Source organism: Amycolatopsis sp. NPDC004625, assembly GCF_040609695.1.
Lineage (GTDB): Bacteria > Actinomycetota > Actinomycetes > Mycobacteriales > Pseudonocardiaceae > Amycolatopsis.
In genome coordinates this window covers 345606-371887 of the sequence record NZ_JBEXKX010000002.1, presented here as the reverse complement: position 1 = coordinate 371887, position 26282 = coordinate 345606, and the positions used below count along the sequence as shown (strand labels likewise).

The window sequence follows — 26282 nt, the reverse complement described above, 5'->3', positions numbered from 1 at the left end:
CTGCCCAGCCACTGATCCCCCACCCGGAACCAGAGCCCGTCGAGCAGCTTGATCGGCGGCGCCCAGAACCCGCCCATCTCCCCGCGGATGTGGAAGCCGGCGGCCGGGTACAAGCCCGATTCGTCGCCCAGCACGTACGCCCCCGGCCCGGTGACCAACGAGCGCCGGTCGGCGAGGCGGGTGGTGGTGACCAGTTCGTTCGCTCCGGGACCCGCGGTCAAAGCAGGGTCGAGAGCGCGTGTCCACTCTGGTGTGGCCGCCGCTGCGGTGGTGGCGACACTGGTCAGGCAGAGCGGAATGAGTGCGGCGAGCAAACCGAATCGCGTGCGCAACACGGGTTACCTCCAAAGAGTTACGTCGGGCACCGTCCGGTCGGTCATTTGAGACCGCCTGCGGTGAGGCCGGCGATGATGCGGCGCTGGAAGACGAGCACGAGGACGACGAGCGGCACGGTGACGACGACGCCGGCTGCCATCTGGGTGCCGAAGGGCTGGTCGAAGCTGTACGCGCCGGTGAACCGGGAGATCGCCACGGTCGCGGTCTGCATCGACTTGTCGTTCACCATCGACAGCGCGATGATGAACTCGTTCCACGCGGTTACGAACGTGATGATCGCCGTGGTGAACACTCCGGGCGCGGCCAGCGGCAGGATGACCCGGCGGAACGCCCCCAGCCGGGTGCACCCGTCGATCATGGCCGCTTCCTCGAGCTCGCCCGGCATCTGCCGGAAGAAAGCGTTGAGGTTCCACACCGCCAGCGGCAGGGCGAGCGCCATGCTCGGCACGATCATCGACTGGTAGGTGTTGATCCAGTCGATGTCGGTGAACAGCTTGAGCAGGGGCACGACCAGCGAGATGCCCGGGAACATCGACGTGGCGATGATGATCGCGGCGGCCGCGGTCTTGAACCGGAACCGCAGCCGCGCCAGGCAGTACGCCGCCGACAACCCGACGACCAGCGTCAGGACGGTGGCGACACCGGCCACGACGAGGCTGTTCAGCAGGGCGCGGCCGAACCCGACGTCCACTCCGAACACGGCAGCGAAGTTCGCGACGGACATCGGAGCCGGGAAGGGGGTCAGCGAGAACTGGTCGGTCGGCCGCCGGAGTGCGGAGACGACCATCCAGTAAAACGGCGCCAGGCAGTAGGCCAGGATGACCGCCAAGCCGGCGTAGCGGAGCACGGCGCGGTACCTCATACCGGCACCACCTCGGGCTTGGGCTCCGGTGCCGGCGTGGCCGCGGGCCGGCGGCGTTGCCGGCGGGTGTGGTCGCGGGCCTCGCCGATGACGTCCGCGCCGAGCAGTTTCACGAACACCAGCGCCACGGCGGCCACGTACAGGAACAGCACGGTGGCGTAGGCCGCGGCCGGGCCGAACCTCAGGTTGGCGGCCTCGTCCCAGGCCAGCATGGTCAGCGTTTCCACGGACTCCTTGCGGTTGCCGATGAGTACGAAGGGCAGGTCGAACATCCGCAGCGAGTCCAGGACGCGGAACAGGACGGCGACCGCGAGAACCGGCCGGACCAGTGGAAGCGTGATCGCCCAGAACTGCCGCAGCGCGCCGGCACCGTCCACCCGCGCGGCTTCGTAGACCTCCCGCGGAATCACCTGCAGGCCGGCGAGCACCAGGAGCCCGATGAACGGTGCGGTCTTCCACGTGTCGGCGATGATCACGGCGAACTTCGCCTGCCAGCCTTCGGTGGTCCAGAGCACCTGGTTGCCGATGATCGCGTTCGCCACGCCGTCGGCCTGGAAGATCCACCGCCACAGGATCGCCGAGACCGCCGTGGGAATGGCCCACGGCACGAGGATGCTCGCTCGCACCACGCCACGCCAGCGCAGCGCCTGGTGCATGACCAGCGCCATGGCCACCCCGATCACCACTTCGAGGGTGACGGTGACGACCGTGAAGAGTGTCGTGTTGCCGAAAGCGTTCCAGAACCGGGCTGCTGCCGGACCACCGAAGATGCCGGTGTAGTTGTCCAGACCGGCGAACTGGTCGCCCTGAACGACGAAACCGTCGGCGTCGACGCCCTGGCCCGACTGGTAGAGCGACTCCCGCAGAGCCGAAACCAGCGGGTAGCCGACGGCCAGGGCGAGCACCACGAAGGTGGGCGACAGCAGCAGGGCAGCGAGCCGTCCGGCTTCGCTCACCGCCCTGCTCCGCCGCACGGGCGTTGCCGTGCTCACTTGAGCAGGCTCCCGAGCTGGGTCTGCAGGTCCTTCAGCGCGGTCGCGCTGTCCTTGGTGCCGGAGATGGCGCTGTAAGCGGCTTCCTGGATCGCCGTCGTCACGTCGCCGTAGCGGACGGCTTTCGGCCGCGGCTTTGCGCCGAGGATCGAGGCCTTCAGCGTCGGCAAGTACGGGAACTGCTTGAGCAGCTCCGGGTCGTCGTAGAGCCTCGTCCGGGTCGGAGCCTGGGAGGTCGCCAGCAGGTTGGACCGTTCCGCCTGCTCCGTGGTGAAGAACTTGATGAAGTCCAGCGCCGTCGCCTTGTGCTCGGCGAAGGCCGAGATGGCGAAGTTGTGCCCGCCCAGGCTGGACACACCCGGACCGGCCGACCCGGGCAGCGGCGCGACGTCGAACTTGCCCGCCACCGTCGAGGATCCGTCGGTCTTGTTCGCCAGCGCCCACTGATAGGGCCACTGCCGCTGGAAGATCAGCTCGCCGGCCTGGAAGGCACGCCGGCCCTCCTCTTCCTTGTAGGTGATCGCCTTCTGGGGGATGACGCCGGACTTGAAGCCCTGCACCAGCTGGTCGAGGCCGGCTTTGGCCTGCGGGGTGTCCACCGCGGGCTTGCCGGAGTCGTCGACGATCGTTCCGCCGGCCGAGTGCACGGCCTCGTCGAAATTGACCGTCAGGCCCTCGTACTTCTCGAACTGCCCGGCGTAGCAGCCCGTGTTCGCCGCCTCCGGCACTGCCTTGATTTTCTGACAGGCCGCGGTCAGCTCATCCCACGTCTTCGGCGGCGCGACCCCGGCCTTGGCCAGCAGATCCTTGCGGTAGTAGAGAAGCCCGCCGTCGGAGTACACCGGGACGGCGTACAGCTTGTCCCGGTACTCCGCGGTCTGCACCGCCGGCTTCAGGAAGTTGTCCAGGTCGAACTGATCCCGCGGGAGCTCGACAACCCACCGGTTGGCGGCGAATTCCGGCGTCCACACGACATCGAGGTTGAGTACGGTGTAGGCGTTGGACTTCACCTGGGCGTTCTGCACCAGCTGCTGCCGCTGGGCGTCCGCCGACTCCGGCAGCTCGACGATCCGGACCTGCTCGCCGGGGTGGCCGGAGTTCCACTCCGCCACCAGCTTCTGCATGTTGTTGGAGGTGTCCTTACCGGTGACGAAAGTGATGTCACCTCGTCCGTCCAGCGCCGGCGCGGCGCTGCTGGCGGCCCCTGCCCCGCTACCGCTCCCCCCGCTGCAGGCGGCGGCCAGTACCGCCACGGCCGCCAGCGACACCCCGCGCAGTGCGGTTGTTCCCGGTCCTGCCATCGTCGTTGTCTCCCATCACCATTGATGTCACAAACCCAGCGGGGCGCTGCCCCGGACTACGATCTGCCCCGGCAGCAGGACGCCGGCTCCGGCGTCCGCCGTGTCGGGCTCGGCCTCCAGCAGGCCGAGCAACCGCGCCGCGATCTCGGCGGTCGGCTGCCGGACGGTGGTCAAGCCGTTCTCCACCGACGTCGCCAGCAGCGAGTCGTCGAACCCGGTCACCCAGACGTCCGCGCCCGGCGACAGCCCGCGGCGGCGCACCTCGCCCAGCACGCCGACGGCCAGCAGGTCGGTCGCGGCGACGATCGCCGTCGGCGGCTCCGGGGCGTCCAGCAACGTCGCGGCCGCTCGCGCGGCGCCTTCCAGGCTGTCGGAATCGGCGCGCGCCTCCAGGTGGGGCAGGCCGAGTTCCCGGCACCGGAATCGCCAGCCGTCGCGCCGGTCACTGCCGGCTCCCCGCGTACCCGGACTGTCCCAGCCGACGAAGCCGATCCGGTCGTGGCCGGCGCCGTGCAACCGGGTCACCAGTTCGGCGCAGGCCGCATGGCCGTCCACGTCGACCCACATTCCGGGCTGCCGTCCGTGCCGCGGCCAGGTGCGGCCGAACGAAGTGAACCGGATACCGCGCTCGGCGAGCCACGGGTGCCGTGGATCTTCTCCCACTGTGTCGGACAGGACGAAGGCGTCGACGGCCTGCTGGGCGATGAGGTCGGCGTAGGTGGCCAGCCCGCGCTCACCATCGGGTGCGGTGAAGAGCAGCAGGTGGCGCCCCGACGCTTCGACGGCCGCGGTGAGCGCGTGCAGGAACGCGTCCATGTACAGGCTGTGTCCCGAATGGCGGGACAGGCAGTAGCCGATCAAGCCCGCCTGGCGGGTCGCCAGGCTCCGGGCCGTCCGGTTCGGCTGGTAGCCCAGCGTCTCGATCGCCTCCCGCACCCGGTCTTGTGTGGCCGGGTCGACGCGCTCCGGGGCGTTGAGGACGTTCGACACGGTCTGACGGGAGACGCCGGCGTGCGCCGCCACCTGTCGCAGCGTCACGTCCTGTCCTCGTACCACGGTCTGTCTCCAAAACCTGGTGACACTCGCAAGCGAATGCCGTACTCTCCGTGATTTGACCGGTCAAATCCGGCCGTAACAGTGACTCATGCCACCCGATTGTGTCAACACCACCCCCGATCCAGTGGAGGAACCGTGACCGGATCGAGCACGGCGCTGCACAGCCTCGTCACCGTGCTGAATGCTCCCTCCGTCGTCTGCTCCCTTCCCGACGGGCGTCTGTCCGGCCGCGGCGCCACCGGCTGGTTCAGCCACGACGTTCGGGCCCTCTCGCTCCTGGAGTTCGCGATCGCCGACGTGCCGACCGTGGCCGTCGGGCACGACCAACCCCACCCCTCGACCGCCTCATTCCACGCCGTCGCACGCGAGTCGGAATCGCACTCGCGTGACGCGACACTGCTGGTGGAACAGCGGCGCGAGGTGTCCGCGGCCAGGCTCGGAGAACGGTTCACCGTCATCAATTTCGGCGACCGGCGCCGTTTGACGATCACTCTGCGCGTGGCGACCGACTTCGCAGGCATGGACGCGGTCAAAGCCGGCCGGACGACAGCCCTCGTCCCGCCCATAGCCGACGACCTGGTCAGCTGGCGGAACGGCCACGGCACCACCGTCCTCCGCGCCAAGCCGGCCGGCATGGTCAGCGCCGGCACCGGCTCGGTGGCCACGGTGACCTGGCACGTCGAAGTGGGGACCGGCGAGTCCTGGCACGTCGACCTCACCGCCGACGCCGCGTTCCGGCCGGGCGGGTTCGAACAGCACCCCGCAGCGAAGGATCCGCAGTGGACCCTCCCGGACGGTCTCCCGGCCGTGGCCGCGAAAAGCCTCGAAGACCTGCGGGCGCTGCTGCTGGCCGACCCGGAAAGCCCGGACGACGGCTACCTCGCGGCCGGCGCCCCCTGGTACCTGACGTTGTTCGGCCGGGACTCCCTGTGGGCAGCCCGGCTCCTGCTGCCCCTGGGCGGCGATCTCGCGGCCGGCACCCTGCGCACCCTCGCCCGCCGCCAGGGCACCCGGTACGACGCGGACACCGAAGAACAGCCCGGCAAGATCCTCCACGAGATCCGGGCAGCACCGATCGACACCGGCCAAGTGCAGCTGAGTTCCCGCTACTACGGGACGATCGACGCGACGCCGCTGTGGATCTGCCTGTTCCGGGACGCCTGGCGGGCCGGCCTGCCCGCCGACGAGGTGCACCAGTTGCTCCCGCACATGTACGCGGCGATGGACTGGCTCACCGGGACCGACGCCGACCCCGACGATGACGGACTGATCGAGTACCAGCCCTCACGCACCGGCGGTCTCACCCACCAGGGCTGGAAGGATTCGCACGACGCCTTCCTGCACGACGACGGCACGCACCCGCTGGCCCCGCTCGCGCTGTGCGAAGCGCAGGGCTACGCCTACGCAGCCGCCCAGGCCGCCGTCGAACTCGGAACCGCCTTCAACCGGGCAGAAACAGCGGCGTGGGCCGACTGGGCCCGCCGGCTCGAGCAACGCTTCCGCGAGACGTTCTGGATCGACGACGAATCGGGACGCTACCCGGCCATCGCCCTGGACTCGAAGAAGAACCCGATCCACGGTGCCACGTCGAACATGGCACACCTCCTCGGCACCGGACTGCTGGACCGCGACGAAGCGGCACTCGTCGCGGAGCGTCTCGATCGCCCCGACCTGACCACCCGGTTCGGGCTGCGCACCCTGAGCTCTGCCAGCCCGTCGTACAACCCCTTCAGCTACCACCGCGGATCCATCTGGCCCCACGACACGGCCATCGCCATGACGGGGTTGGCCGCGGAGGGACACCACGGCCAAGCCCACCGGCTGGCGGAAACGATCCTGCGCACCGCCGAGCATTTCGACGGACACGTGCCGGAACTGTTCGCGCTGCTCGACGGCTCCGAGACACCCCTGGCCTACCCGGCCGCGTGCCGGCCGCAAGCGTGGTCGGCCGCGGCGGTCGTCCGGGCCGGGGTCGACCTCCACGAGGGCCGGTGAAAGGTTCATCCACGCGGACGGGACTTTCCCGGGCCAGCACTACGACCGCAACGCAGGCAACCGATCGGAGCGTTCCATGGCCGTGCGTAAAACGTTCGCGCGACTCGTCAGCGAACCTTGTTGGTGTCGCAATCTTCGTAGGACAGCGCGAGGTCGCCGGCCATCGAGCGCTCAACCGAGTTCCCTGACCGGCGACCCCGTGCTCGAACAAGACTGATTCAGCTGTCCGGCGGTGAACTGCTTGAGGATGACTCACCGTCCTGCGGGATGACCCACCACCGGGTGAGGAAGCCCAGATCGGCTACGGGTTCCTCGGAACCTGGGTCGACCCGGTCGGCGGGCAGAAACACCGGATCTGGGCGTTTGTGATGGTGCTGGCCTGCTCCCGGCACCTGTTCGTCCGGCCGGTGATCTCGATGAACCAGCAGGCCTGGACCGAGGCCCACGTCGCGGCGTTCGCGTTCTTCGACGGAGTGCCGCGCCGGCTGGTGCCGGACAACCTGCGCACCGGCGTCGAACGCACCGATCTCTACGACACGAAGATCAACCGCTCCTACGCCGAGCTTGCAGCGCACTACGCGACGCTGATCGACCCGGCCCGGCGCGGCAAGCCGAGGGACAGACCCCGGGTCGAGCGGCCGATGCCCCTACATCCGGGACAGCTTCTGGCGCGGCCGGGAGTTCACCTCGCTCGAGCAGATGCAGCAGGCCCCGTTGGCCTGACGCACTACGGTCGCCGCGCCGCTCGTCAGGGGCGCTGCAGGGCGCGTCGCCGTTGAGCGTGTTCGCCGAGCGGGAGGCCGAGGCGCTGGCACCACTGCCGCGGCGGCTGATCGAGCTGGCGACCTGGTCGCGCGGGACCATCGGCTTCGACATCCACCTCAAGGTCGGCAAGACGCTCTACTCGATGCCCTGGCGGCGTATGGGCCGCGAGGTCGACGCCCGCGCCACCGCGGCCACGGTCCAGATTCGACAACGGCGAGCTGATCGCTACACACCCGCTTCAGACGGTCTGCAAACGCACCGAGCCCGGGCACTACCCGCCGGAGAAGGTCGCGTTTCAGCTGCGGAACCGGACTGGTGTCGCACCCAAGCCGCCGAGCTCGGCGAGCACGTCGCCGCTGTCGTTGAGGACCTGTTGCAGGTCAACGCGATCTTCCGGCTGCGGGCCGCACAGAAGATCATCGCGCTCGCCGACACCTACGACCCCGTCCGGCTCGATCGGGCCTGCGGCATGGCGATCGCGACGGACGCCGCTCACCCTGGGCTGGGCCAGCCCGGCCGCGGCAGCAGCGATTCGGAAGTGTCGGCGCGATCATCGATGCCGCGCTCGAGCAGGCTCTGTGCAAGCTCAAGCTCTCCGGAATGCTGCAGACCCTAGGCGCGCGTGGCCCAGGCCCGCGCCGGCGAACGACCTGGAGGACATCGATGTTGTGGTCCCCGTTCGCCAAGCGAACACCGGCGCCTCCGAGTCCAACATCACCGCGCTGATCGACAGTCTCCATCACATCGAGCGGTGGGTCTACGACGTCGACGACATCGAAGCAGCGCTGCTGAAGTTCCGCGAGGAGATCACTACCAGGGGCTGGACCAAATCAGACGGTCCCGACGTCGAGGAACAAACGATGTGGCACTACCTCCCGTCCGCCCCAGGGTCACGACGTTGAACGACGCCCAGCCTGGCATCCTGCCCGCCACTATCCTCGCCTGCCGTGCTGGTTCGAGGTCCACAGTGCCCAAGCCATAGGCCAAGTCGGTCCCGACGGCATCATGCTCCCGCCCGGGACATCCGGCCTGAGCCAGCTCTGCGACAAGCTGCCCGATCAACACTTTGACAACTTGGTGGTCCGACATTTCTACCTGCGAAAATGAGATCTCGACACTATAGCGGCCTAACAGCATCGCGATCGTGTTCGTCACCTGGCCGACGAGCTGTTGATCGCGCGGATTTCGACCGCGTCCGCTCGTGGCGTTCAGCCAGACGACTTGACTTGTTCTGCAAGTATTGCCGGCGCACCGGACCGACGAACAGGCTCACGAGCACCACGACGACAATCCAGCCAACCGTCTCGACCAGAGGCGCCGTCCGGCCCGGATCCCCGACAATTAGGACCGCTGCACCGAGAAGAGCCGTCGCCAGACTGCCTGCGAGCAGCGTCCTGCCCCACTGTCGCCACGTGTGGTGTACGCCGAGGCCTCCATGACGTGGCGCGTGCGACGGCGCGGGGCCGCCCGCCCACCGATGTGCGGCCAACGCGTCCAATCGAGAGATGGTCTGATGGCCGAACGCAACCGAAAAGCCGATGTAGACTGCGGCCAAAGCGTGCAGCACGCTCCCACTGGCACCCCGCCGTAAGTCGATCACTGCGGCGACGAGCAACACCAGATCGACCAGCGGCACACAGATCAGCAGCACGGCGCCGACCCGCCTCCACCTCAAGATGTACCGCCCAGCGAGACCGACCACCAGGAGTACCCAGAAACCGACTTCGCACCCGACGATGATCCATCCGATCACTGCCACCCCTCCAATCGCAACCATACGATTGTATTGCTTTAACTTAAGCATACACTTGTATCGTGGACGAGAACGTGACGTCGCCTCTGGTGGTCAGTCCTGCAGCTCGCCGTGTCGCCGCAGCAGCCGTTACGGTCATCGCCGAGCGAGGGCTCGATGAGCTCAGCGTCCGATCCGTAGGCGCGCGGCTCGGCATGTCAGGCGGCGCGGTGCAGCATCACTTTCCAAGCCGTGCCAAACTGCTGAGTGCGGCTATGGCGTCCGTTATCGCGTCGATGACCGAGCGGCTCACACCGATCATCGAGGCCACGCGGCCACCCACGGGGCGCGCTACGCTGGACACATTGCTGCGCGAGGCGCTGCCGCTGGATGACGTCCGACGGGCGGAAGGCTCGGTGTGGATGGCACTGTCGACGGCGGCCGCGGTTCACCCTGAACTCCGCGAGCAGCACAGTCTGTACCTTGACACCTTCGTCGACGGTCTCGCCGCGTTACTCAGTGCAATCAACCCATCCCTGGGCGGAACCGGACATGCCCGAGCACGCGCGCTGGCAGCGACGGTCGACGGACTGACTTTGCAAGGCATCGCAGGCAGTCTCACACCGGAAGCGATGACAACCACCCTCTCGCGCGCGATCGCCGACGCTCTCACGCCACGCTGACGCTTGTCGACCAGTCCGCCGGTACAAGTCTCGCGTGCCTGATCGTGATGGTCCCGAGGTGCCCGCATGCACCAACGCTCCGGACGCCTTGACCGGTCTGCTCGCCGCCCGGCTGCCCCGCCCCGCTACGCGACGAAGATCCGATCAGTGAAGTAGCCGCCACGTCGGTGTTCCGTCAGGCGGCTCAGTACGCTCCGTGCCTTTCGGCCCGGAGTTCCTCGATGCTAATGAGCACGTGCAGGAAGCCGCTCACAGCGAGAACTGCGGCGATCACCGCGGCGATCTTTCGCCAGCGGCGAAGTCGCCACGACCGCCTCCGCGACGCGGCGCCGCTCCAGGCCCGAGGTTTCTTCGCCGAGACCGCCGCCCTGCTGCGCACCAGGCTGCAGCAGCAGCTCGGCCGGCTCGCCGCGCCCACGGCACCCCGGTCGTGGCCGGACGCACTCGACCGGTTCCGGCGCCCGGCCCTGGCCATGCTGCCGCCGCCGCAGCGCCGGATCGCGCGCCGCAAGGTCTGTCCGCTCATCCGGTGTGGTCCCGACGAAGCCGCACTGACGATGGACCTGATGGGCTACGCCTTCATGCTCTTCGCCGACGTCGAGTCCGGCCAGGACAGCCTGGTCCACCACACCGGCCCGACCGGCTACCGGCTCACCCGCCTCACCGGCCTGGTGCCACCCGGGCCGCCGGTGGCCATGCCCTGGACGATCGGCGTGGACGCAGTTCCCCGGCTCAGCGTCGAGGAGGCGGTCGACCGGCTCAACGCCACCGACCTGCCCTATCGCTTCTTCGAAGACGCGACGACCGGCCGCGGCAGCGTGCTCTACCTGCGCTACGACGGCCACTACGGCCTGCTCACCGCCGCCGGGAGCACTCCGTGACCGGTGCTGACCCTCGCCCGCGGCGCCGAGGGCTGGCGCGCCCGCACCCGGCCGCCACCGGCACAGCCGGCCAGGTCGCCGTCGCGGTGCTGGCGGCCGAAACCCCCGCAGCCGCCCTCACGCTGTCCTCGATCGAGTACTCGTCCCAGGCCATCGTCACGTTTGCCTTCGCGCGCCGCGAAGGTCCCACGCTGCCACCAGGAAGCGGTTCCTCCTCCCCCGCGCGGACGGCCGGGCGATCAAGGCGGCCACGCTCCTGAGCCGGAAATGGTTGGTTCACCGAAGCCACGCCAGGCCGCTCGCGAGCCGCGTGACTCGTCGGCGCGAAGGCTTGCCGCACTACACCGCCGGCCACGCCGGTCGGACCCCAGCGACTGCGCGGCGACGCGCGCGGTCTCGGGCAGCCGGTGTCGCAGGCTCGCCCCGCCGTCGGCGCCGTCGTCCGTGCGCAGCGCGAAGATGGTGGACAGGATCAGCTGATCGTCGTGCCGGGGTCGTCGATCGTGCGGGCCACCCGCGCCTCGACGTCCGGGGAGTCGATCGCCCGGGTCGTGCCCTGCAGCGCCATGACGCCGCCGAAGAGCCGCTGCACGACGAGGTCGCGCCGGTGCCGGGCGATCCGGTCGCGGTCGTTCAACAGGGCCGGCTCCTCGCACTCGGCCCGACGCCGGCCCGGTTCGAGCGCGATCGCCGCCCGAGACCAGCCGCACCTCGGTGTCGTCGAACGACAGGTGCGCGGGTGGCTGTCGCGAGACCGGCCGGGGAACCCGCACGGGCACCGGTTCCCCGGCGACGAGGTCCCCGGCGGCGACCTCCACGCACAGTTCCCCGGAGTGGTTCGCGGGCAGCAGCACGGCGACCAGGTCGGCGTCGGCCGGATCCCGTGCCCGCACGGACCGGGCCGAGCGCGGCGACGAGTTCGTCGGCCACGATCCCAGGGCGCCATAGCGGGCCCCGGTCAGCGCCACCACGACCTCCCGCAGCTCCCACCCCCACCCCACCCGCAGCACGGCGTCGAGCGGGCGCTGCACCGGACAGCCTCGCGCCGGCGGGCCGGGGACTTCCGGTCGGCCGCGAGAGGACCGATGTCCTTCCGCGAACCACCGGGCGTGGCGCGACCCGGCTCTCACTGAAAGTCATTTCAGGTCGCACGCTCTGCTTCGGTGGATTGTTCCCGCCAAAACCGGCGAAATCCGCGTTTCCGGAGAGAAACCGCTCTTTCGAAAGGTCTCGGGCAAGTCGGAAAATGACAATCGACCGCCCTCGCGATCCGGGAAAAAAGGGGTGCGGTGCTCCGTTCGAGTGGTCCTCGCCCGACTCGCGGAGTCCGCGCTCCGCCGCCGCGGGCACGTATTAGAGTTTGAAAAATCAACGAACCGTCGTCGCTTCGCAGAAGTGCACCCGCACCGGCGAATGCGCGGACCGGGAAAATCGGAAAGCTGGGTGATGCGCGATGACGAGAACCATCACGACCGTGGAACTTCCGGTGAGGTGGCAACGAGCCGTCACGCAGGTGCTGAGCGAACTCGCCGAAGCACCGCTGGACGCTGCGGGCCTGAACAGCGCCGGCCTGGCCGCGGTCTTCGACCGGCTGGTCGAGGGAGCCCGCACCTGCGCGAACGCGGGCTCGGCCGCGCTGACCCTGTGCGTCCCCCAGCCGGGGTGGCTGCGGATCGCCGCCGCGACAGGCGACGGCGCCGAATGGGCCGGGCGCCTCATTCCGCTCGAAGGCTCGGTGTCGGCCCTGTCACGCACCCAGGGTGGTGCCATCCGGGTCGCCGACACCGCGACCGACCCGAGAACCGTCCAATCCGCGCGCCGGGCGGGCATCGGGCCGAGCATGGTCGTCCCGCTCTACACCGAGACCGGCGAGTGGGACGGCACCCTGCTGGCCGGCCGTCCGGTGTCGGCCGACCAGTTCACCGAGGACGACCTCCGGTCCTTCGCCGAGTACGCCACCCAGGCGTGGCGGGCCATCACGTTCGCGGCGGCGAACGCCGTCCGGATCGCCGACCGCCACACCACCGTCAGCGACCGGCTCACGAACGTCCTCCAGGAAGTCACCTCCCACGACCTGGCGGCTCTGCAAGCCACCACGGAACAACTGCACGCCCAGCTGCCGCCCGAACACTGGCCGCGGCTGGCGCCCCTCAGCGCGGCGATCGCCACCACCCGCGACCACCTCGCCCGGGCCTTCGTCGCCGGTGACGGCCGCGACCAGGACGAAACCGGCCCGCTGCTCGCCCATCTGCTCCGCACCTGCACCGCGGTGGCCGGTCCTCTCGAACTAGCCCAGCAGTTCACCGTCCACGACCCGCTGCCCAGCGAGCTGCCCGCCCGGAAGGTCGACCTGATCAGCCGCTGGCTCGCCATCGCCCTGCTGGTCGCCGACCATCTCGGCGTTACGCGGGCGGTCGACATCGCCACCCGCACCACGACCGAACAGCAGCTCGCCCTGACCGTCAGCTACCAGGGCGGGCCGCCGGCCGCCGGTGCCGACGCCGCCACCCTGGCCGCGCTCCAAGCCGTCACCGACGGCCTCGGCGGCCTCCACCGCATCGACGTCCCCGCTCCCGAGACAGTCCGGCTGACGTGGATTTCCGACCCCCTGCGCTGACCAGGAGCCGGGCCGCGACCGGGAAGCCGCGCGGGCCCGCGCGGCCGGGCTTCCGCGTGGTGATCGTCGACAGCGACCCGTTTTCCCAGCTGGGACTCGAATCGGTCGTGTCCGCGATGCCGGACGCGGTCGGCGTGGCGACGGCCGGCACCACCGGGTTGCGGCAGGCACTCGCGCGGACTGGCGCCGACGCGATCCTGCTGCGGAGCGGTTCGGACTTCGACGGACGGCTTTCGCGGAACCTGCTGTCCCAGCTCCCCGGCACCGGCGTCGTGGTCGTCGTCGACGCGGTGCACCGTCAGCGGTGGTACCTGGAAGTGTTGCGCGCGGCCGGAGTTCGCGGACTGGTCTCCGGCGACAGCCCGCCGTCCTCGTTGCGCGAAGGCCTGGAGCGAATCCAGCAGGGAGGCGAGTACGTCGACCCTCGGTTGGTGCCGATCCTGCGGCGGCCCGGCCGGCGGGCCGGCGGCCGGCTCACCCCACGCCAGCGGGAGGTGCTCGTGCTCCTCGCGGAGGGCTGCACGAACCCCGAGATCGCCGAGGCCTTGGTCATCAGCACCGAAACCGTCCGGACCCACATCCGGCACATCCTGTACCGGCTCGACGCCCACGACCGGGTGCACGCCGTTACCCAGGCGTTCCGGTTCCGGATCCTCGACGTCGAATCCGCCGGCCTGCGCATGTCCGGCTCCACCGGCCGGCGCAACCCGATCGGCGGCGTTTGAAACCGCCCCCGCCGCGGTGCGCGAGCCGACGCAGAGTTCGGTGTTGCTGCGGGCCAAGTGCGACTTCACGGTGCCTCGCGGCGCAACGCCAGAAGCACGGGATCGGCGAGTCGAGGGCGGGCGATGCGCTCGGCGCAGCGTGGGGTTGATCGCCGCTGCCACCCGCAGTTCCTGTTCGCCCGCCAGGCATTCTCGCACCGCCCTGGCCGTAAGGGTGGCGTAGGACGCCACGTCGCGACCGGGTCACCGTTCTCACCGAACAGTTCGACCGTGTCGTTGTCGCCGTCCGGGCGGCTACCGGTCAGCCGCGCCTTCGCCGTCCAGAACAACGCATGGGCTTGCCGCCGGGGCTGTTCCAGTACTCCGCGGATCCCCCGTCCGCGCCGCGGCTGGTGATTATCGCCGTGCGAACCTCGAAGCATCGCTGTTCGTGAACCAGGACGCCACGAAGCCGTGACCGGACGCAGGTGTGCAACACGGGGCCAGCCACGTTCGGTGACGGGGAGAGGGTTCGCCCGGCCGACGGTGGCGCCGGCTCCTGGCTGAACCGGCGCCATCGCCTCCTGGCTGTCTTGCGTTAACACAAGACACCGGCGCATACCCCGTTCTCGCAGTCTCACACGCGGCCCGCGGGCACTTCTCGCTCATGGTGCTTCATGTCATACCAGAACTTGACGCTGCTTTCTGCAGGCCACGTCGAGCACGCCGGCTCGGGCGCCGACGGGCCGGCTGCTCGGAAAGTGTCGGTCCCGCCCGTTAGGCTTCCGACCGCTCCGTTGAGACCACAGCGGCGGCAGGGGGCCGGGACCGGCCTCCGCACGCACCCGCACCGGATCGACAGGAGCAATGATGCTCGACCCCGACCTCCCCCGTGCGTTCGACGAGCTCGCCGGCGCGGCCCGCTCGCTGACCGACTCCTTCGAAAGCGACGAAGGCGAACAGAACGTCCTCGACACCATCGTCGCCGAGGCCGTACGAGCGTTCCCCGATGCCGACATGGCGAGCATCACCGCCTTCCACCACGGCGAACCCGAGACCGTCGCGCACTCCGACCCCCGTGCGGTCGAGATCGACCGCGGCCAGTACCGGGCCGGAACCGGCCCCTGCCTGCACGCCGCCGAAACCGGTGACGTCGTGCGGATCGCCATGCCGGCCGCGGGCGGCCGGTTTCCGGAATTCTCCCGCCACGCCGCCACCCTCGGCGTCGGCAGCTACCTGGCGGCGCCCCTGCGCGTGGACGACACGCTCTCCGGCGCGCTGAACCTGTTCGGCTTCGGCGACCACGGGTTCGCCGCGGCGGAATCGCACCTGATCACCGTCTACACCACCCTCGTCGCGTTCGGGCTGCGCAGCGCGCGCCGGTACCGGCGCGCGGCCGAACAGAGCGAGCACCTCACCACCGCCATGCGCTCCCGCGCGGTGATCGAACAGGCCAAGGGCATGCTCATGGCCATCCACCGCATCGATGCCGACGCCGCCATGCAAAGACTCGTCGCCGAATCCCAGCAGACCAACACCAAGCTACGCGACGTCGCCGGCCGATTCGTCCTCGACGTTTCGGGCCGGGTCAGGACGCCCGAGTGACCGGGTTCAGAGCCGTGGCCGCCAGGGGAAGAAGAACGCAACCCGGCGCTGGTAATCCCGGTACCCCGGGCGGTCCTGCATCCGTCGCTCGGGGCGTCCGGCGCCGGTGGAGAACATCAGCAGGTAGCTCATCAGGGCCGGCGCGGGCAGCGTCCACACGGCGGACGGGGAGGCCACCGCAGGAGCCACGCACCGTCCCACACCAGCGAGTCGCCGCAGTAGTTCGGGTGCCGCGACCAGCCCCAAAGACCGGTTTCGAGCACGTCCGGCCGTTCGTCTTCGGCACGCTCGGAGTACTTCGCCTTCTGGTGGTCCGCCAGGGCTTCGACCACGGCTCCCCCGACCATGACCGCCACCCCCGCGGGGACCAGCCAGTTGCGCCGGTCACGCGGCACCGAACTCGCCGCCGCCAGACGAGTAATGCGTGACTCGGTCAGTGGTCGTAGGCGGTCAGGGATCGGGTGACGGGTTGGCCGGTGGCGCGGTCGTGCCAGATGGCGGCGGTCAACGCGAGGAGGCGTTGGGCGATGCGGACGCCGACGCCTTCGATGGTGCGTCCGCCGTGTTGTTCCAGGTTGAGCTGGCCTTTGAGGGTGTCGTTGACCGATTCGATGAGCTGGCGGATGGACTTGAGCAGCGGCTCACCGGGATGGGGCCGGCGGTTGCGGTAGGACAAGCGAATCAGCCGAACTCCGCGTTCGGTGAGGTAGTGGTCGAGTTCGCGGGAGACGTAGCCCTTGTCGGCGATGATCAGCAGGCCGGGGCGGTCGGTGAGCAGGTGGGGTTCGTGGTCGCAGATGGCCATGAGCACCTGCCGCTCGTCGACCTTCGGGTCGGCCAGCGCCCAGGCAACCGGTGGTCCAGCGGGGTGCAGACCAGGTGCAGTCGCAGGCCCCAGAACCAGCGGGAGTGGGAGCGGCAGAAGCCGTATTTGGCCCAGCCGGCCAGCTCCGAACGTTTGACCGTCGGCCGGGACCGGCCGCACTCGACCGGGGTGGAGCCGACGATCCAGGTGGCCCGTCTCTGGTCATCAACCGGACTTACGCATCCCTCGTCTAGCTGGATCGGCGCGGACACCAGGAGCTCGCTCAGTCCCTGGGTGACGAAGACCTTGCCGATCACCGCGGGCGTCGAGGCACCGTCCAGGAACTCGGTGTACCGGTGATCCTCTTCCCGGCTGTTCCCGAGCCGGCTCGGCATCCGGCGCTCGAGCCGGACCGGCCCACGCGGTCGTGACCGCCGCGAGCGCCCACCGGCGGCGGGCATCGCCCCGTCCGGCCAGCGCGCTCGTGACGGCGACCGCGGCCAACCCGGGGCCCCACACGGCGTCGGCGTAGTCACGCCGGCCCTTGCGCAGCGCGATCACCGCGGTGGCGGTCTGCATCGTCGCCACGACGCCCGCCGAAAGCGCGGCCACCCGGCGGAGACCGGCCGGGTCCACGGTCCGATGTCGCTTCACCGAGCGCTACCGGGCCAGGCCGTTGAGCACGTCGGTCAGCTGCCGCTCGGTGTCGTTGCCGAGCTTCTCGAACACCACCTTGCCCAGCGGCGCCGCGAGTTTCGCGGCGCCCTTGATTTCCAGGTCGTTGGTGTAGGCGATGCGCGACCCGGTCCCGTCGGGGGTGATGTCGATGGTCTCGGTGGAGGTCGCGGTGTCGTTGCGGCCCACGAGCACGACCTGGTCGGCGGACAGCTGCTCGAGCGTGTAGGTCAGCTCGGTGCTGATCCCCGCGATCTTCGAGGTGTTGTGCCACTTCGACCCGACCCGCACGGGCCCGTCGTCGGTGCGGGTGCACCGCTCGGTCCCGGGGTCCCACTGCTCGACGTTGCCGAAATCGGCGAGGTACGGCACGACGACGTCGGGAGCGGGTTCGACGGTGAAGGTGCGGGACACGGTGGTGGCCGCGCGGCGCCCATCGGGTACCCCGCGTGCCTCCCCGGCAACCGTCCGGTCAGGCTGTCGGGAAGATCCGGCCGGCCCACGTCTCGGCTTCCGCGGCGGTCGCGTACGTGGGCAGGTACGGTCCCGAAGCGACGACCACCCCGATTCCGGACAGCAACCGGGCGTGCGCCTCCGAGAGCACGCCGCGGGCGCCGACCTTGATGCCGAGCTCTTCGGCGCGCTCGACGACCTGCCGGATCGCGCGCACGGCCTGTTCCGGCGGGTCGTCGACCTCCAGCGCGTCGATCATCGCCCCGGTGAGCATCACCCCCGGAGCGGGCACCTCGAGGGTGGGCAGCAGCTCCAGCTCGGCCAGTCCGGTGATGTTGACGATGAACACGACCCCGGCCCGCGCCAGCTCGCCGAGCGCCGAGAGCAGGTCACCGCGGTCGTCCAGCAGCGACGGCCCGTCCGTGCAGAGCATGAGGTGCCGGTGCGCCAGGCCGTTGCGGTCGAGCTCCCGGCCGACCACGTTCACGAGGTCGCCGTCGATCGCCATCCGCCGCGGCAGGGTCAGGCACAAGGTGGGTGCGTCGGCACCGAACCGGGCCTGCCACTCCCCCGCCGTGCGCATCGTCTCCGCCAGCAGGTGCCGCCCGAGCGCCACGGTCATGCCGGTGGCCTCGGCGAGCGGGAAGAACACATCGGGCCGCAGCTCACCGAGTTCGGGGTGGCGCCAGCGCAGGGCAGCGTTGAGCGAGGTGACGATCGCGGCGTCCGGAAGGACGACGTGCGGCCGGTAGACGACCGCCATCTCCCCCGACTCCAGCGCGCCGGCGATGCCGCAGGCGAGCCGGTACCGCTCGGCGTCCGCGTACCCGGCCACCGGGTCGAACGGCACCCACCGGGTCCGCCCGAGCTCTTTCGCCCGGCGCAGCGCGACCTGGGCCGACCGGATCGCCTCCGCCGGGTGCGCCTGGCCCGTGTCGGCGAGGAAAACCCCCACACTCGCGCTGACGCCGACTCCAACACCGTCCACATAGGACGGCCGCCCCAGTTCGGCGATCACCGCGTCGGCCAGCTCGCCCGCCGACGCCGCGCTGTGAGCCCCCGGCCGGGCGAGGGCGAAGACGTCACCGGGCAGCAGGGCGAGGACCTGGTGCGGATCGCGGCGGACCGCCCCGAGCGTCCTGGCCACACCGGCGAGCAGCTCGTCGGCCGCGTCGAACCCCAGCCCGTCGCGCACCACGTCGAATCCGTCCAGGCCCACCAGCAGCACCGCGACCGGGCTCCCGGTGGACAGCAGCCGCGCCAGCTCGGCTTCGAAGAACCCGCGGCCGGGCAGACCGGTGACAGGGTCGGACGCGGCGGAGCGGTCGGGCACCCGTTCGGCCTCCTCGTCCAGTGCGTTCTCGCCGGTGTCGTCGCACCGGCTCCAAGCCCGGCACAATCTACGGGGTCGCCCCGCCGACGTGCCACTCGCGCGCACCGGCCGTCGCTCGGCGTGGAACCAGGATAGGGGCGCGGCTAGGGTATCGATGCGCATGGCCGCCGCGGTCGCGCGCCGGAGAGGAGCGACAGTGCAGCTGGATGCCGGCGCCTACCAGCGCATGCTCGGCGAAGAGCTGCGCAGGCTGCGCGAGGAACGCGGGCTGACGCGCCGCGACCTCAACCTCCGGCTGCACAGCGACCTTTCGCTGCAGGCGATCGCCACCTACGAACTGGGCACCCGCCAATGCTCGGTCGTCCGCCTCGTCGAACTGTGCACGGCGCTGAACGAAGCCCCCGAGGCCCTGCTGGCCCGCGTGGGACGACGTTACCTCGGCACGTTCGGCGTCGCGGAGTCCGAAGGCGTCAGGGTCGATCTGCGGCGCGTCGCCGTTGCCCCGCACCACGAACTGGCGCCGTTCCGCCGCTGGGCCGAAGGCAAGCTCGCCGAGTGCGGCGGCCGGGACGACCCGTACGAGGTGCACCTGGACCCGGAGGCCCTGTCTCGGCTCGCGGAGCTGTGCGGGACGACGACCGCGGGCCTGCTGGTCCGGATCCGCTCGCTCGCCGGCCCGGCGACCTGACGGATCGGCCTCCGCGGAGGGGGCGCGCCGGTCCGGGGGTGACTCCGGGAGAACCGCACGTCGTGCCCGGGTTTCCGATCCGATTCCCGTGGGCACCTCGCGTCCGTACCGGGCTTCAGCAGCGAGGCCCGCCAGGAGGTCACCCGTGTCGTCCCCCGTCTTGACCGCTACCCACCGCGACGCGGTCGGCACGTCGCTGATCGCGTTCGAGCGCTTCGTCCGGATCAACCACGTCACCGTGTTCCGGCTGGCGGCCTGCCTGCTGGGCGACGCGGAGAAGGCCGAAGACGTCGTCGAAGACCTCTTCGTCGAGCTGTGGTGCCGGAAGGACCGAGCCCTGAGCACCGCGGAACTGCTCCCGGCCGCGGTCGATCGCTGTCTCGACCGCGCCACGACGTCCCCTCTGCACGACGCGCTGCGCCGCGTCGGCAGCCCCGAACGAACCGGCTGGCTGCTGCACGACGTCCTGAACTTCCCCGCCGCGCGGACGGCGGAACTGCTTGCCCGGACCGAGCCCGGGTTCGGACTCGACCTGGACCGGACGCGAGTCGCGTTGAGCACCTTCCTGAAGCCGTGACCGGCGAAGAGCACGACGACGGCCGGTGCGGCCACGACCCGGCCGGTTCGTGGGACCTCCCCGAAGACCGACGCCCGGCCTGTTCCCGCTGTGACGCGCTCCGGACCGAGGTCGAGAAGCTGCGTCTCTGCCTGAACCGCATCGCCGCCGCCAACACCTGGCCGGCCGCCGACCTCGTCGACCGGATCATCGCCCGGGTCCGCCTCGCGCGGTGACCGCGTGCGCGCCGGACCGCGGCCCGGATTCGAGCCTGTCCTCCGCCGTGCGACACCCCTGACCGACGCATGGCATTCGATCAACGCGGCACCACGGCCTCCTCGTGCCCGGCGCGGATCGCGTACGGGTGCCGGACCCACCCGGCGCTCGCCGAAGGCCTCGAGACGGCGTTGCCCGACCTGAAGCTCCATTCCCCGAAGCGACGAGGTGCACCATGCCGGGGATCCCCCCGCACGTTCTGGTGATCTTCGGCGCCACCGGCGACCTCGCCAAGCGCCTGCTCGTCCCCGGCGTCGTCCAGATGTGGCGGGACGGCGGGCTGCCGGACAGCTTCCGGGTGATCGGCACCGGACGGACATCGCCGGGGAGCGACCGCGAATTCCGGGCCGCCCTCGGACGGGACGTCCGGGAGTTCGGCGACGTCGACACCGCCCACCTGGGACGAATTCGCCGGCCACCTCTCGTTCGTGGTGTCCGACAGCGACGACGGTGAAGACCTCGCCGCCGCGGTGCGGTCGGCGCGGGCGGAGCTGGGCGAGGACGCCCGGACGATGCTCTACCTGTCCGTGCCGCCGGCGGCGATGGGCCCGATGCTGCGCATGCTCGGCGACACCGGCCTGGCCGACGACGCGCGCCTGATCATCGAGAAGCCGTTCGGCCACGACCGTCACGGAAGTGCTGACCGAGCTCGCCGGAGCCACGCTCGACGCGTCCGGAGTCGACAGCCCAGGCTTGACCGGCGTCTTTGGCCGGCTCGTCGACAGGGCGCACGACTGCGCTGGTTCCGGTTCCGCCGCGCTGACCTTGTGCGTTCCCCAGCCGGGCTGGCTGCGGATCGTCGCGGCGGTTGGCGATGGCGCAGGATGGCCCGGACGGCTGATCCCCTCGAGGGATCGGCGTCGGCCTTGAGCCGGCCCCAGGCGAGGCCATCGTGGTCGCCGACACGGCCTCGGATTCGCGAACGATCCAGTCGGCCCGCAAGGCCGGCATCGGACCGAGCATGGTCGCGCCGCTCTACGCCGAGACCGGCGAGTGGGACGAACCCTGCTCGTCGGCCGCCTCGCGGGCGCGGACCAGTTCACCGACACCGACCTGGCGTCCTTCGCCGAATACGCCGCCCAGACCTGGCGCGCGATCACCGCCGCGACCACGAGCGCCGCCCGGATCGTGAACAAGTACACCGACAGTTACGACCGGCTCACGACGGTCCTGCAGGAAGTCACCGCACACGACCTCTCCGCGCTACAGGCCGCCACCGAAGAACTGCACGCCCAGCTGCCGCCCGAGCACTGGCCGCGGCTCGCTCCCCTCAGCACAGCGATCAGCGCCACCCGCGACCACGTGATCGACGCTCTCGGCTCCGGCGACGCAGCCGGCGGTGACGACGACGAAACCGGACCGCTCCTCACCCACCTCCTCCACACCTGCACGGCGGTCACCAAACCCCTCGAACGGGCCCAGCAGTTCACCGTCCACGACCCACTCCCGGGCGGGCTGCCGCCACGACAGTCGGCCTGATCGGCCGCTGGCTCGCCGTCGCCCTGCTCGTCGCCGACCGGCACGGCTACACGCGATCGGTCGACACCGCAACACGCACCACAACAGAACAGCAGCTCGCTCTCACCGTCAGCTACCCGGAGGGGAGCCGCCGGCCGCCGACGACACAGCAGCCTTCACCGCCTTACAGACGATCGTCGACGAGCTTGGTGGCATCCACCGAATCGACACTCCCGCGTCGCAGACGGTGCGCTTGACGTGGATCTCGGACCCCCTGCGTTGACCACCCTCGGCGGAACGCCGAGGACACCTCGACGTCTCGACTTGATGATCGTCGACCGGGACCCGCTCTCGCGCCTGGGCCTGAGATCCATCGTCGCGGAACTGCCGGACACGCGGGGCACGGCCGTGGCCGGCGGGACCGAAGCGGCTCGGGCGGTCATCGCGTCCCAGCCCGATGTCGTCCAGTTGCGCAGCAACCTCGACTTCGACGGACGACTGACCCGGGAACTGCTCTGCCACCACCCCGGCGTCGGTGTCCTGGTCGTCGTGGACCACATGCACCAGCAGCGGTGGTATCTGGAAATGCAGCGTGCCGCCGGGGTTCGCGGTCTGCCCGCGGCTGAGCGTTCGCCTGATCGACGACCAGGATCCCTGTCGCCGGCTTCAACGACCCCACCGCCCTGACCGCGAACAGGTCTCGCGACGCCTGTGTGTCAACCAGCCCCTTCTTGGCATAAGGCGGCTGGGCAGGCGGCGAGGGCGGCCCGTCAAGGCGCACGAATCCCGGTATCGACTACATCGACTTGATACTATCAATACGTTTTTCTCGGTTCTCGAAAAGCTCCGGCAAATTCTGCTCCGTTCGGTGGCTCCACGACCACGCCACCGGTGTCAGCCTTCTTGGGTCAGCCCGGACCGTCCGCCCCGGCCGGGACGACATCCAGGGAACTGCCGCCGGCGGTCTCGCCCCCTAGGCCGCCGGCGGCACGGCAACACGGGCTGGAGGGCGAGACCATGCACTCGGGTGAAGTCAAGCTCTGTGAGCGATGCTGGAATCCGATCGCCGCGGACGGACACCACGACGCGTGGCAGGTCCGGGACACCGTTCACCCGCTGCTCGCTCCTCTTTCCTGCTTCTCCCACCTTCCCGACGATCCGGCGTGCTCCGAGGGTCCGCTGGCCCTGCGCGGCGACCAGCACGGCGGCGACGAGCATCACCATCAGATACCGGACTGAGCCGGCCGGCCGCGGCCCCCGGGAGGCACAGATCTCGATTCGCTGCGCGCTGTTGCTCCGGACGTCGCAGGCCTGCAGGGTTGTCCGGGTGCGCCGCCGGTGCGCGGAGAGGTGTTGGCGGTGCGCAGACGGGACACGTGGCGACGGCGGGGCAGGCCGGTCCTGTGGTGCGTGGTGGCCGGCGGCGGGTACGCGGCAGGCTCTCTGGTCGCGTTCCGCGTTCTCGACGCTGCGGGATCGGGCCCGAGCTTCTTCCCTTCGGCCGGTTTGAGCGTGGCTCTGCTCTGCCTGCTTCCCCGGCGTGCCCGGGCGTTCGTGTGCGCGAGCATCGCGGCAGCCGAGATCATCGTCGACCTGGCACAGGGGCTCGGAATCGTCGCAGCCGCAGGATTCGCCGTGGCGAACACCGCCGAACCGATGCTGGCTGCGCTCCTGCTCGGCACGGGCCGGATCGACACCTGGTACGGGTTGACCAGGTTCCTGGCAGCAGCCGTGCTCGCGGCTCCGGCCGTGGGCGCGCTGACCGGAGCGGTCACCGTGGTGCTGGCCACCAAGCAGGGGGACGGATGGTGGAATGTTGCGGGCCGGTGGTGGCTCGGCGACGCCCTCGGCGTCCTCGTGATCGGCACGACGCTGCTGGCATGGGGACAAAGCTCCGGTGCGGGCCGGCATGGGGGCCGAATCGGGCCGCTGGTGTCCGCTGCGGCGATGGGCGGTATCGCCGCGCTCGTGTTCTGGGTGGACGCTGCGGCGGCGGGTTACGTCGGCGTTGTCGCTCTCGCCTGGGTGGCCCTGCGTTACGGCCTGAAGGCAGTAACGGCAAGTGGCGTCGTGATCGCCTTCGTGGCCACGACCGCGACCGTCGCGAAGCACGGCCCGTGGGCTTCAGGCCCGCAAACCGGGCTGGTTCACCTGCAGGTGCTGCTGGCGGTGGTGCTGCTGACGATGCTGGTCCTGGCGGTGACGGTCACCGAGCGCGATGCCGCGATGCGCAGTGCCGCAACGGCCGAAGAACGGCAACGTCAAGCGCAATCGGTGGCGGAGGCCGAGCACGAGGCCCACGAGCGGGCCAGGCTGCTGCAGGCGACGGCGGAAGGACTCGGGGCCGCCACGAACGTACCCGGGATTCTCCGAGCGATCCTCGACGTGCAGGGCGAACACGGTATTCCGGCCAGAGCGGCGATCGGGGTCCTGGTGAACGGGACCGCGCTCAGGACGACGCTGGGTGGAGACGAGCAGGCTGCGGCGATCATCCTGCCCCTCACGGCCGCGATTCCGGAGGCCGCCACGGTTCGCGATGGCGCACCACGTTTCCCCGCCGGTGCCCACGCGCTCCCCGGCACCGTCCTGTCCGCGACGAGCGCGGCGATCCTTCCATTGCGCACATCGGACGCGGTCTTCGGTTTCCTGGCCCTGTACTTCCGTGAGGACCACATCCAGTCCTCGGCGCAGCGCACCGTCCAACTGACGATGGCCGCGCAAGCCGCACAGGCCGTTCAGCGTGTCGAATTGTACGAAGCCGAGCAGCTCCTGCGCCGGCGCGCCGAAGACGGGGAACGGAGGCAGCGGCTGATCGGAGATGTGCTCGCGGCGGTCAGTACTTCCGGCACGGTCTCCGAACGCGCGCGAAAGCTCGTCGACGCGCTCGTTCCCACCTTCGCGGACTTCGCGGTCGCCCTCTTCGGTGAGGACGGCAGCGACTCCCCTGTCGCCGTGTGCGCCCGCGGCGACGAAGCCGCACGCACCGCCGCGGGCACTTGGCAGACCGCCGACGGGGGAATCTCGGCGCTCACGACCGTCATGGCAACCGGAAAACCGCTCCGGCCGGCCGCCGGTCCGTCCGGCTCGGGCCGATGCTCACTCATCGGTGTGCCGTTCACCGCGGCCGGCAGCGTCGAAGGCGCATTGCTTGTCGGGCACGCCGGTTCCGGCCGGAGCTTTGCCGAACAAGACTTCGCCTTGGTCGAAGAAGTCGCCGCGCGCGCCGCGCTGGTACTGCACTCCTCTCGCAGCGCCGACCGTGAACGATCGATTGCGTTGATCCTGCAGACCAGCCAGCTACCACAGCACGTGACCGCCCCGCCGGGCCTTGCCGCGGCGACCCGATACCAGCCCAGCGAGCAGCATCTGGCGATCGGCGGCGACTGGTACGACCTCGTCAGCCGCCCGGACGGGACGATCACGGTGACGATCGGAGACGTCGTGGGTCACGGCCTGGCCGCCGCCGCCGCGATGGGGCAGATGCGCAGCACGGCGACCGCACTCATCCTCGCCGACCTCGGGCCGGCCGCCGTGCTGGACCGGCTGGATCTCGTCGCCACCCGCACCGCGGGAGCCGAACACGCTTCGGCGCTGGTGGCCGAGCTCGACCCGGCCAGCGGCCGGCTGCGCTATGCGAACGCCGGCCATCCGCCGCCGCTGCTGATCACCCCTGACGGCACAGTGGCCCTGCTCGATCAGGCTCGAACGGCGCTGCTCTGCCTGCCGCCGGGCACCGGACGCACCGAAGCGCAGATCAGCATCCTGCCTGGAAGCGCCCTGCTCTGCTACACCGACGGGCTGATCGAGCAGAACCGCCTGCCACAGCAAGAAGCGTTCGCCGGACTGATCGCAGCAGCCACCCGGTACGCACACCTCAGCCCGGACGAGCTCTGCGACGGACTGCTCGACACGCTGGTGGGCCGCTCGGCGGCACGGGACGACATCGCCGTGGTCTGCCTCCGATTGCTCCAGGTCCCGGCATCCGGCCCCGAGGTCGGCACCGAACCGCTCCGACCGCCCTCATTCCGGCGCGCTGCGGCGGAGTAGGCCGGAATCGGCCTCAAGACCGGTCAACGCGAATCATGGCCGGGCCGCTGGGCGAGGTCAGCGTATGAACCGACGGCCGTCGGCCGACGTTCGAGAACGGCGAGAGCGAATGTGAGAACAAGGTGCGCGGTACGAGCCTCCCGCGCGATCGCCTCGTCCCCGCGTCGCGCCATTACCAGATTCGCTTCCCGGCGAAGCCAGCGGTTGCGCTCACGGCGCAGGACCACAACCTCCGGCTGCGGCGTATCGGGTTCCGGAAACGGCGCGTCATTCATCAGCAGATCTCCTCGAAACTTGCTTTGACCGAGGATAACCATCCAGCCCGCCAGCTGCCTGCCCAACATCAGCCGATTCACCAAAGGTATCTTAGAAAGCTAGAATTTTGACAGAAAAACCTGTCGACCATGTGCGCCCGCTGGAAATTTTCTCCCCGATCAGGGCGATCGACCTGGGATATTCACA

At 70.0% G+C, this 26282-nt stretch carries 29 protein-coding genes and 1 pseudogene; 18 read left to right on the top strand and 12 right to left on the bottom strand.

What is annotated here, in order from left to right; all coding sequences use genetic code 11:
• The 5 genes from ABZW17_RS03680 to ABZW17_RS03660 form a co-directional block, all read right to left on the bottom strand.
• Window positions 1-221 (bottom strand): hypothetical protein (locus tag ABZW17_RS03680; RefSeq protein ID WP_354809286.1); only part of this gene is annotated, 221 nt, incomplete at its 3' end.
• 155 nt (window positions 222-376) lie between these two features.
• Window positions 377-1198 carry a carbohydrate ABC transporter permease gene (locus ABZW17_RS03675; protein ID WP_354809284.1) on the bottom strand — a complete coding sequence of 274 codons (822 nt, stop codon included), beginning with the start codon at window positions 1196-1198 and terminating at the stop codon, window positions 377-379.
• Window positions 1195-2154 (bottom strand): sugar ABC transporter permease, encoded by a 960-nt coding sequence (locus ABZW17_RS03670; RefSeq protein WP_354809282.1) that lies wholly within the window; start codon window positions 2152-2154, stop codon window positions 1195-1197. The genes ABZW17_RS03675 and ABZW17_RS03670 overlap by 4 nt, the downstream gene beginning before the upstream one ends.
• 32 nt (window positions 2155-2186) lie before the next feature.
• On the bottom strand, window positions 2187-3491 hold the full coding sequence (locus ABZW17_RS03665; protein WP_354809280.1) for an ABC transporter substrate-binding protein: 1305 nt from the start codon (window positions 3489-3491) through the stop codon (window positions 2187-2189).
• 27 nt (window positions 3492-3518) lie between these two features.
• On the bottom strand, window positions 3519-4529 hold the full coding sequence (locus tag ABZW17_RS03660) for a LacI family DNA-binding transcriptional regulator (RefSeq protein ID WP_354809278.1): 1011 nt from the start codon (window positions 4527-4529) through the stop codon (window positions 3519-3521).
• A 153-nt stretch (window positions 4530-4682) separates the two neighbouring features.
• On the opposite strand from ABZW17_RS03660, the gene ABZW17_RS03655 reads away from it, so the two are divergent.
• The 4 genes from ABZW17_RS03655 (at window position 4683) to ABZW17_RS03640 (ending at window position 8209) form a co-directional block, all read left to right on the top strand.
• Entirely contained in the window at window positions 4683-6542 is a 1860-nt protein-coding gene (locus ABZW17_RS03655; protein WP_354809276.1) for a glycogen debranching N-terminal domain-containing protein, read from the top strand.
• 368 nt (window positions 6543-6910) lie between these two features.
• On the top strand, window positions 6911-7321 hold the full coding sequence (locus ABZW17_RS03650) for a DDE-type integrase/transposase/recombinase (protein ID WP_354809314.1): 411 nt from the start codon (window positions 6911-6913) through the stop codon (window positions 7319-7321).
• Window positions 7318-7923 (top strand): hypothetical protein, encoded by a 606-nt coding sequence (locus ABZW17_RS03645; RefSeq protein WP_354809274.1) that lies wholly within the window; start codon window positions 7318-7320, stop codon window positions 7921-7923. Before ABZW17_RS03650 ends, ABZW17_RS03645 begins: the two co-directional genes overlap by 4 nt.
• Window positions 7924-7975: 52 nt before the next feature.
• The gene (locus ABZW17_RS03640) at window positions 7976-8209 is read left to right on the top strand and encodes a hypothetical protein (protein WP_354809272.1); all 234 of its coding nucleotides are present in this window, start codon (window positions 7976-7978) and stop codon (window positions 8207-8209) included.
• 215 nt (window positions 8210-8424) lie between these two features.
• On the opposite strand, the gene ABZW17_RS03635 is transcribed toward ABZW17_RS03640, so the two are convergent.
• Complete coding sequence (locus ABZW17_RS03635) at window positions 8425-9060, bottom strand: hypothetical protein (protein ID WP_354809270.1); 636 nt, start codon at window positions 9058-9060, stop codon at window positions 8425-8427.
• 62 nt (window positions 9061-9122) lie between these two features.
• On the opposite strand from ABZW17_RS03635, the gene ABZW17_RS03630 reads away from it, so the two are divergent.
• Complete coding sequence (locus ABZW17_RS03630; RefSeq protein WP_354809268.1) at window positions 9123-9722, top strand: TetR/AcrR family transcriptional regulator; 600 nt, start codon at window positions 9123-9125, stop codon at window positions 9720-9722.
• A 227-nt stretch (window positions 9723-9949) separates the two neighbouring features.
• Window positions 9950-10603: a sigma 54 modulation/S30EA ribosomal C-terminal domain-containing protein gene (locus ABZW17_RS03625; protein ID WP_354809266.1), complete on the top strand. Its 654-nt coding sequence runs from the start codon at window positions 9950-9952 to the stop codon at window positions 10601-10603.
• Between the two features lie 472 nt (window positions 10604-11075).
• Here the strand turns inward: ABZW17_RS03625 and ABZW17_RS03620 are convergent, their stop codons facing one another.
• On the bottom strand, window positions 11076-11240 hold the full coding sequence (locus ABZW17_RS03620; protein WP_354809264.1) for a hypothetical protein: 165 nt from the start codon (window positions 11238-11240) through the stop codon (window positions 11076-11078).
• An 816-nt stretch (window positions 11241-12056) separates the two neighbouring features.
• On the opposite strand from ABZW17_RS03620, the gene ABZW17_RS03615 reads away from it, so the two are divergent.
• The 3 genes from ABZW17_RS03615 (at window position 12057) to ABZW17_RS03605 (ending at window position 15529) form a co-directional block, all read left to right on the top strand.
• The gene (locus ABZW17_RS03615) at window positions 12057-13220 is read left to right on the top strand and encodes a GAF domain-containing protein (RefSeq protein WP_354809262.1); all 1164 of its coding nucleotides are present in this window, start codon (window positions 12057-12059) and stop codon (window positions 13218-13220) included.
• Window positions 13196-13945, top strand: a complete 750-nt coding sequence (locus tag ABZW17_RS03610; protein ID WP_354809260.1) for a response regulator transcription factor — start codon at window positions 13196-13198, stop codon at window positions 13943-13945. The genes ABZW17_RS03615 and ABZW17_RS03610 overlap by 25 nt, the downstream gene beginning before the upstream one ends.
• An 849-nt stretch (window positions 13946-14794) precedes the next feature.
• Complete coding sequence (locus tag ABZW17_RS03605; RefSeq protein WP_354809258.1) at window positions 14795-15529, top strand: GAF and ANTAR domain-containing protein; 735 nt, start codon at window positions 14795-14797, stop codon at window positions 15527-15529.
• Window positions 15530-15660: 131 nt separating this feature from the next.
• On the opposite strand, the gene ABZW17_RS03600 is transcribed toward ABZW17_RS03605, so the two are convergent.
• The 4 genes from ABZW17_RS03600 to ABZW17_RS03585 all read right to left on the bottom strand — a co-directional run bounded on the left by ABZW17_RS03600 (window position 15661) and on the right by ABZW17_RS03585 (window position 18795).
• Window positions 15661-15924: a DUF1295 domain-containing protein gene (locus ABZW17_RS03600; protein WP_354809256.1), complete on the bottom strand. Its 264-nt coding sequence runs from the start codon at window positions 15922-15924 to the stop codon at window positions 15661-15663.
• Window positions 15925-15962: 38 nt separating this feature from the next.
• Window positions 15963-16334: a transposase gene (locus ABZW17_RS03595; RefSeq protein ID WP_354809312.1), complete on the bottom strand. Its 372-nt coding sequence runs from the start codon at window positions 16332-16334 to the stop codon at window positions 15963-15965.
• Window positions 16335-16994: 660 nt separating this feature from the next.
• Entirely contained in the window at window positions 16995-17423 is a 429-nt protein-coding gene (locus tag ABZW17_RS03590; RefSeq protein ID WP_354809254.1) for an SRPBCC family protein, read from the bottom strand.
• Window positions 17424-17481: 58 nt separating this feature from the next.
• Window positions 17482-18795 carry an EAL domain-containing protein gene (locus ABZW17_RS03585; RefSeq protein ID WP_354809252.1) on the bottom strand — a complete coding sequence of 438 codons (1314 nt, stop codon included), beginning with the start codon at window positions 18793-18795 and terminating at the stop codon, window positions 17482-17484.
• Window positions 18796-18991: 196 nt separating this feature from the next.
• Here ABZW17_RS03585 and ABZW17_RS03580 point away from each other — a divergent pair, with 196 nt between their 5' ends.
• The 9 genes and pseudogenes from ABZW17_RS03580 (at window position 18992) to ABZW17_RS03540 (ending at window position 25820) form a co-directional block, all read left to right on the top strand.
• Window positions 18992-19483 carry a helix-turn-helix domain-containing protein gene (locus ABZW17_RS03580; protein ID WP_354809250.1) on the top strand — a complete coding sequence of 164 codons (492 nt, stop codon included), beginning with the start codon at window positions 18992-18994 and terminating at the stop codon, window positions 19481-19483.
• A 160-nt stretch (window positions 19484-19643) separates the two neighbouring features.
• The gene (locus ABZW17_RS03575) at window positions 19644-20060 is read left to right on the top strand and encodes a hypothetical protein (RefSeq protein ID WP_354809248.1); all 417 of its coding nucleotides are present in this window, start codon (window positions 19644-19646) and stop codon (window positions 20058-20060) included.
• Window positions 20057-20275, top strand: coding sequence for a hypothetical protein (locus ABZW17_RS03570; protein ID WP_354809246.1), 219 nt, complete (start codon window positions 20057-20059; stop codon window positions 20273-20275). Before ABZW17_RS03575 ends, ABZW17_RS03570 begins: the two co-directional genes overlap by 4 nt.
• A gap of 215 nt (window positions 20276-20490) precedes the next feature.
• Complete coding sequence (locus ABZW17_RS03565; protein WP_354809245.1) at window positions 20491-20769, top strand: hypothetical protein; 279 nt, start codon at window positions 20491-20493, stop codon at window positions 20767-20769.
• A pseudogene (locus ABZW17_RS03560) lies at window positions 20744-20893 on the top strand (hypothetical protein); the annotation flags it as partial. The gene ABZW17_RS03565 and the pseudogene ABZW17_RS03560, both read left to right, overlap by 26 nt.
• A 415-nt stretch (window positions 20894-21308) precedes the next feature.
• A complete protein-coding gene (locus ABZW17_RS03555) occupies window positions 21309-21794 on the top strand; it encodes a hypothetical protein (RefSeq protein ID WP_354809243.1) in 486 nt (161 codons plus the stop codon).
• Between the two features lie 306 nt (window positions 21795-22100).
• A complete protein-coding gene (locus ABZW17_RS03550) occupies window positions 22101-22460 on the top strand; it encodes a hypothetical protein (RefSeq protein WP_354809241.1) in 360 nt (119 codons plus the stop codon).
• A gap of 330 nt (window positions 22461-22790) precedes the next feature.
• Window positions 22791-23012, top strand: a complete 222-nt coding sequence (locus tag ABZW17_RS03545; RefSeq protein ID WP_354809239.1) for a hypothetical protein — start codon at window positions 22791-22793, stop codon at window positions 23010-23012.
• 120 nt (window positions 23013-23132) lie between these two features.
• Window positions 23133-25820, top strand: a complete 2688-nt coding sequence (locus ABZW17_RS03540) for a SpoIIE family protein phosphatase (RefSeq protein WP_354809237.1) — start codon at window positions 23133-23135, stop codon at window positions 25818-25820.
• A gap of 23 nt (window positions 25821-25843) precedes the next feature.
• Here ABZW17_RS03540 and ABZW17_RS03535 read toward each other — a convergent pair whose 3' ends face one another.
• Window positions 25844-26176 (bottom strand): hypothetical protein, encoded by a 333-nt coding sequence (locus tag ABZW17_RS03535; protein ID WP_354809235.1) that lies wholly within the window; start codon window positions 26174-26176, stop codon window positions 25844-25846.
• Window positions 26177-26282 lie beyond the last annotated feature (106 nt).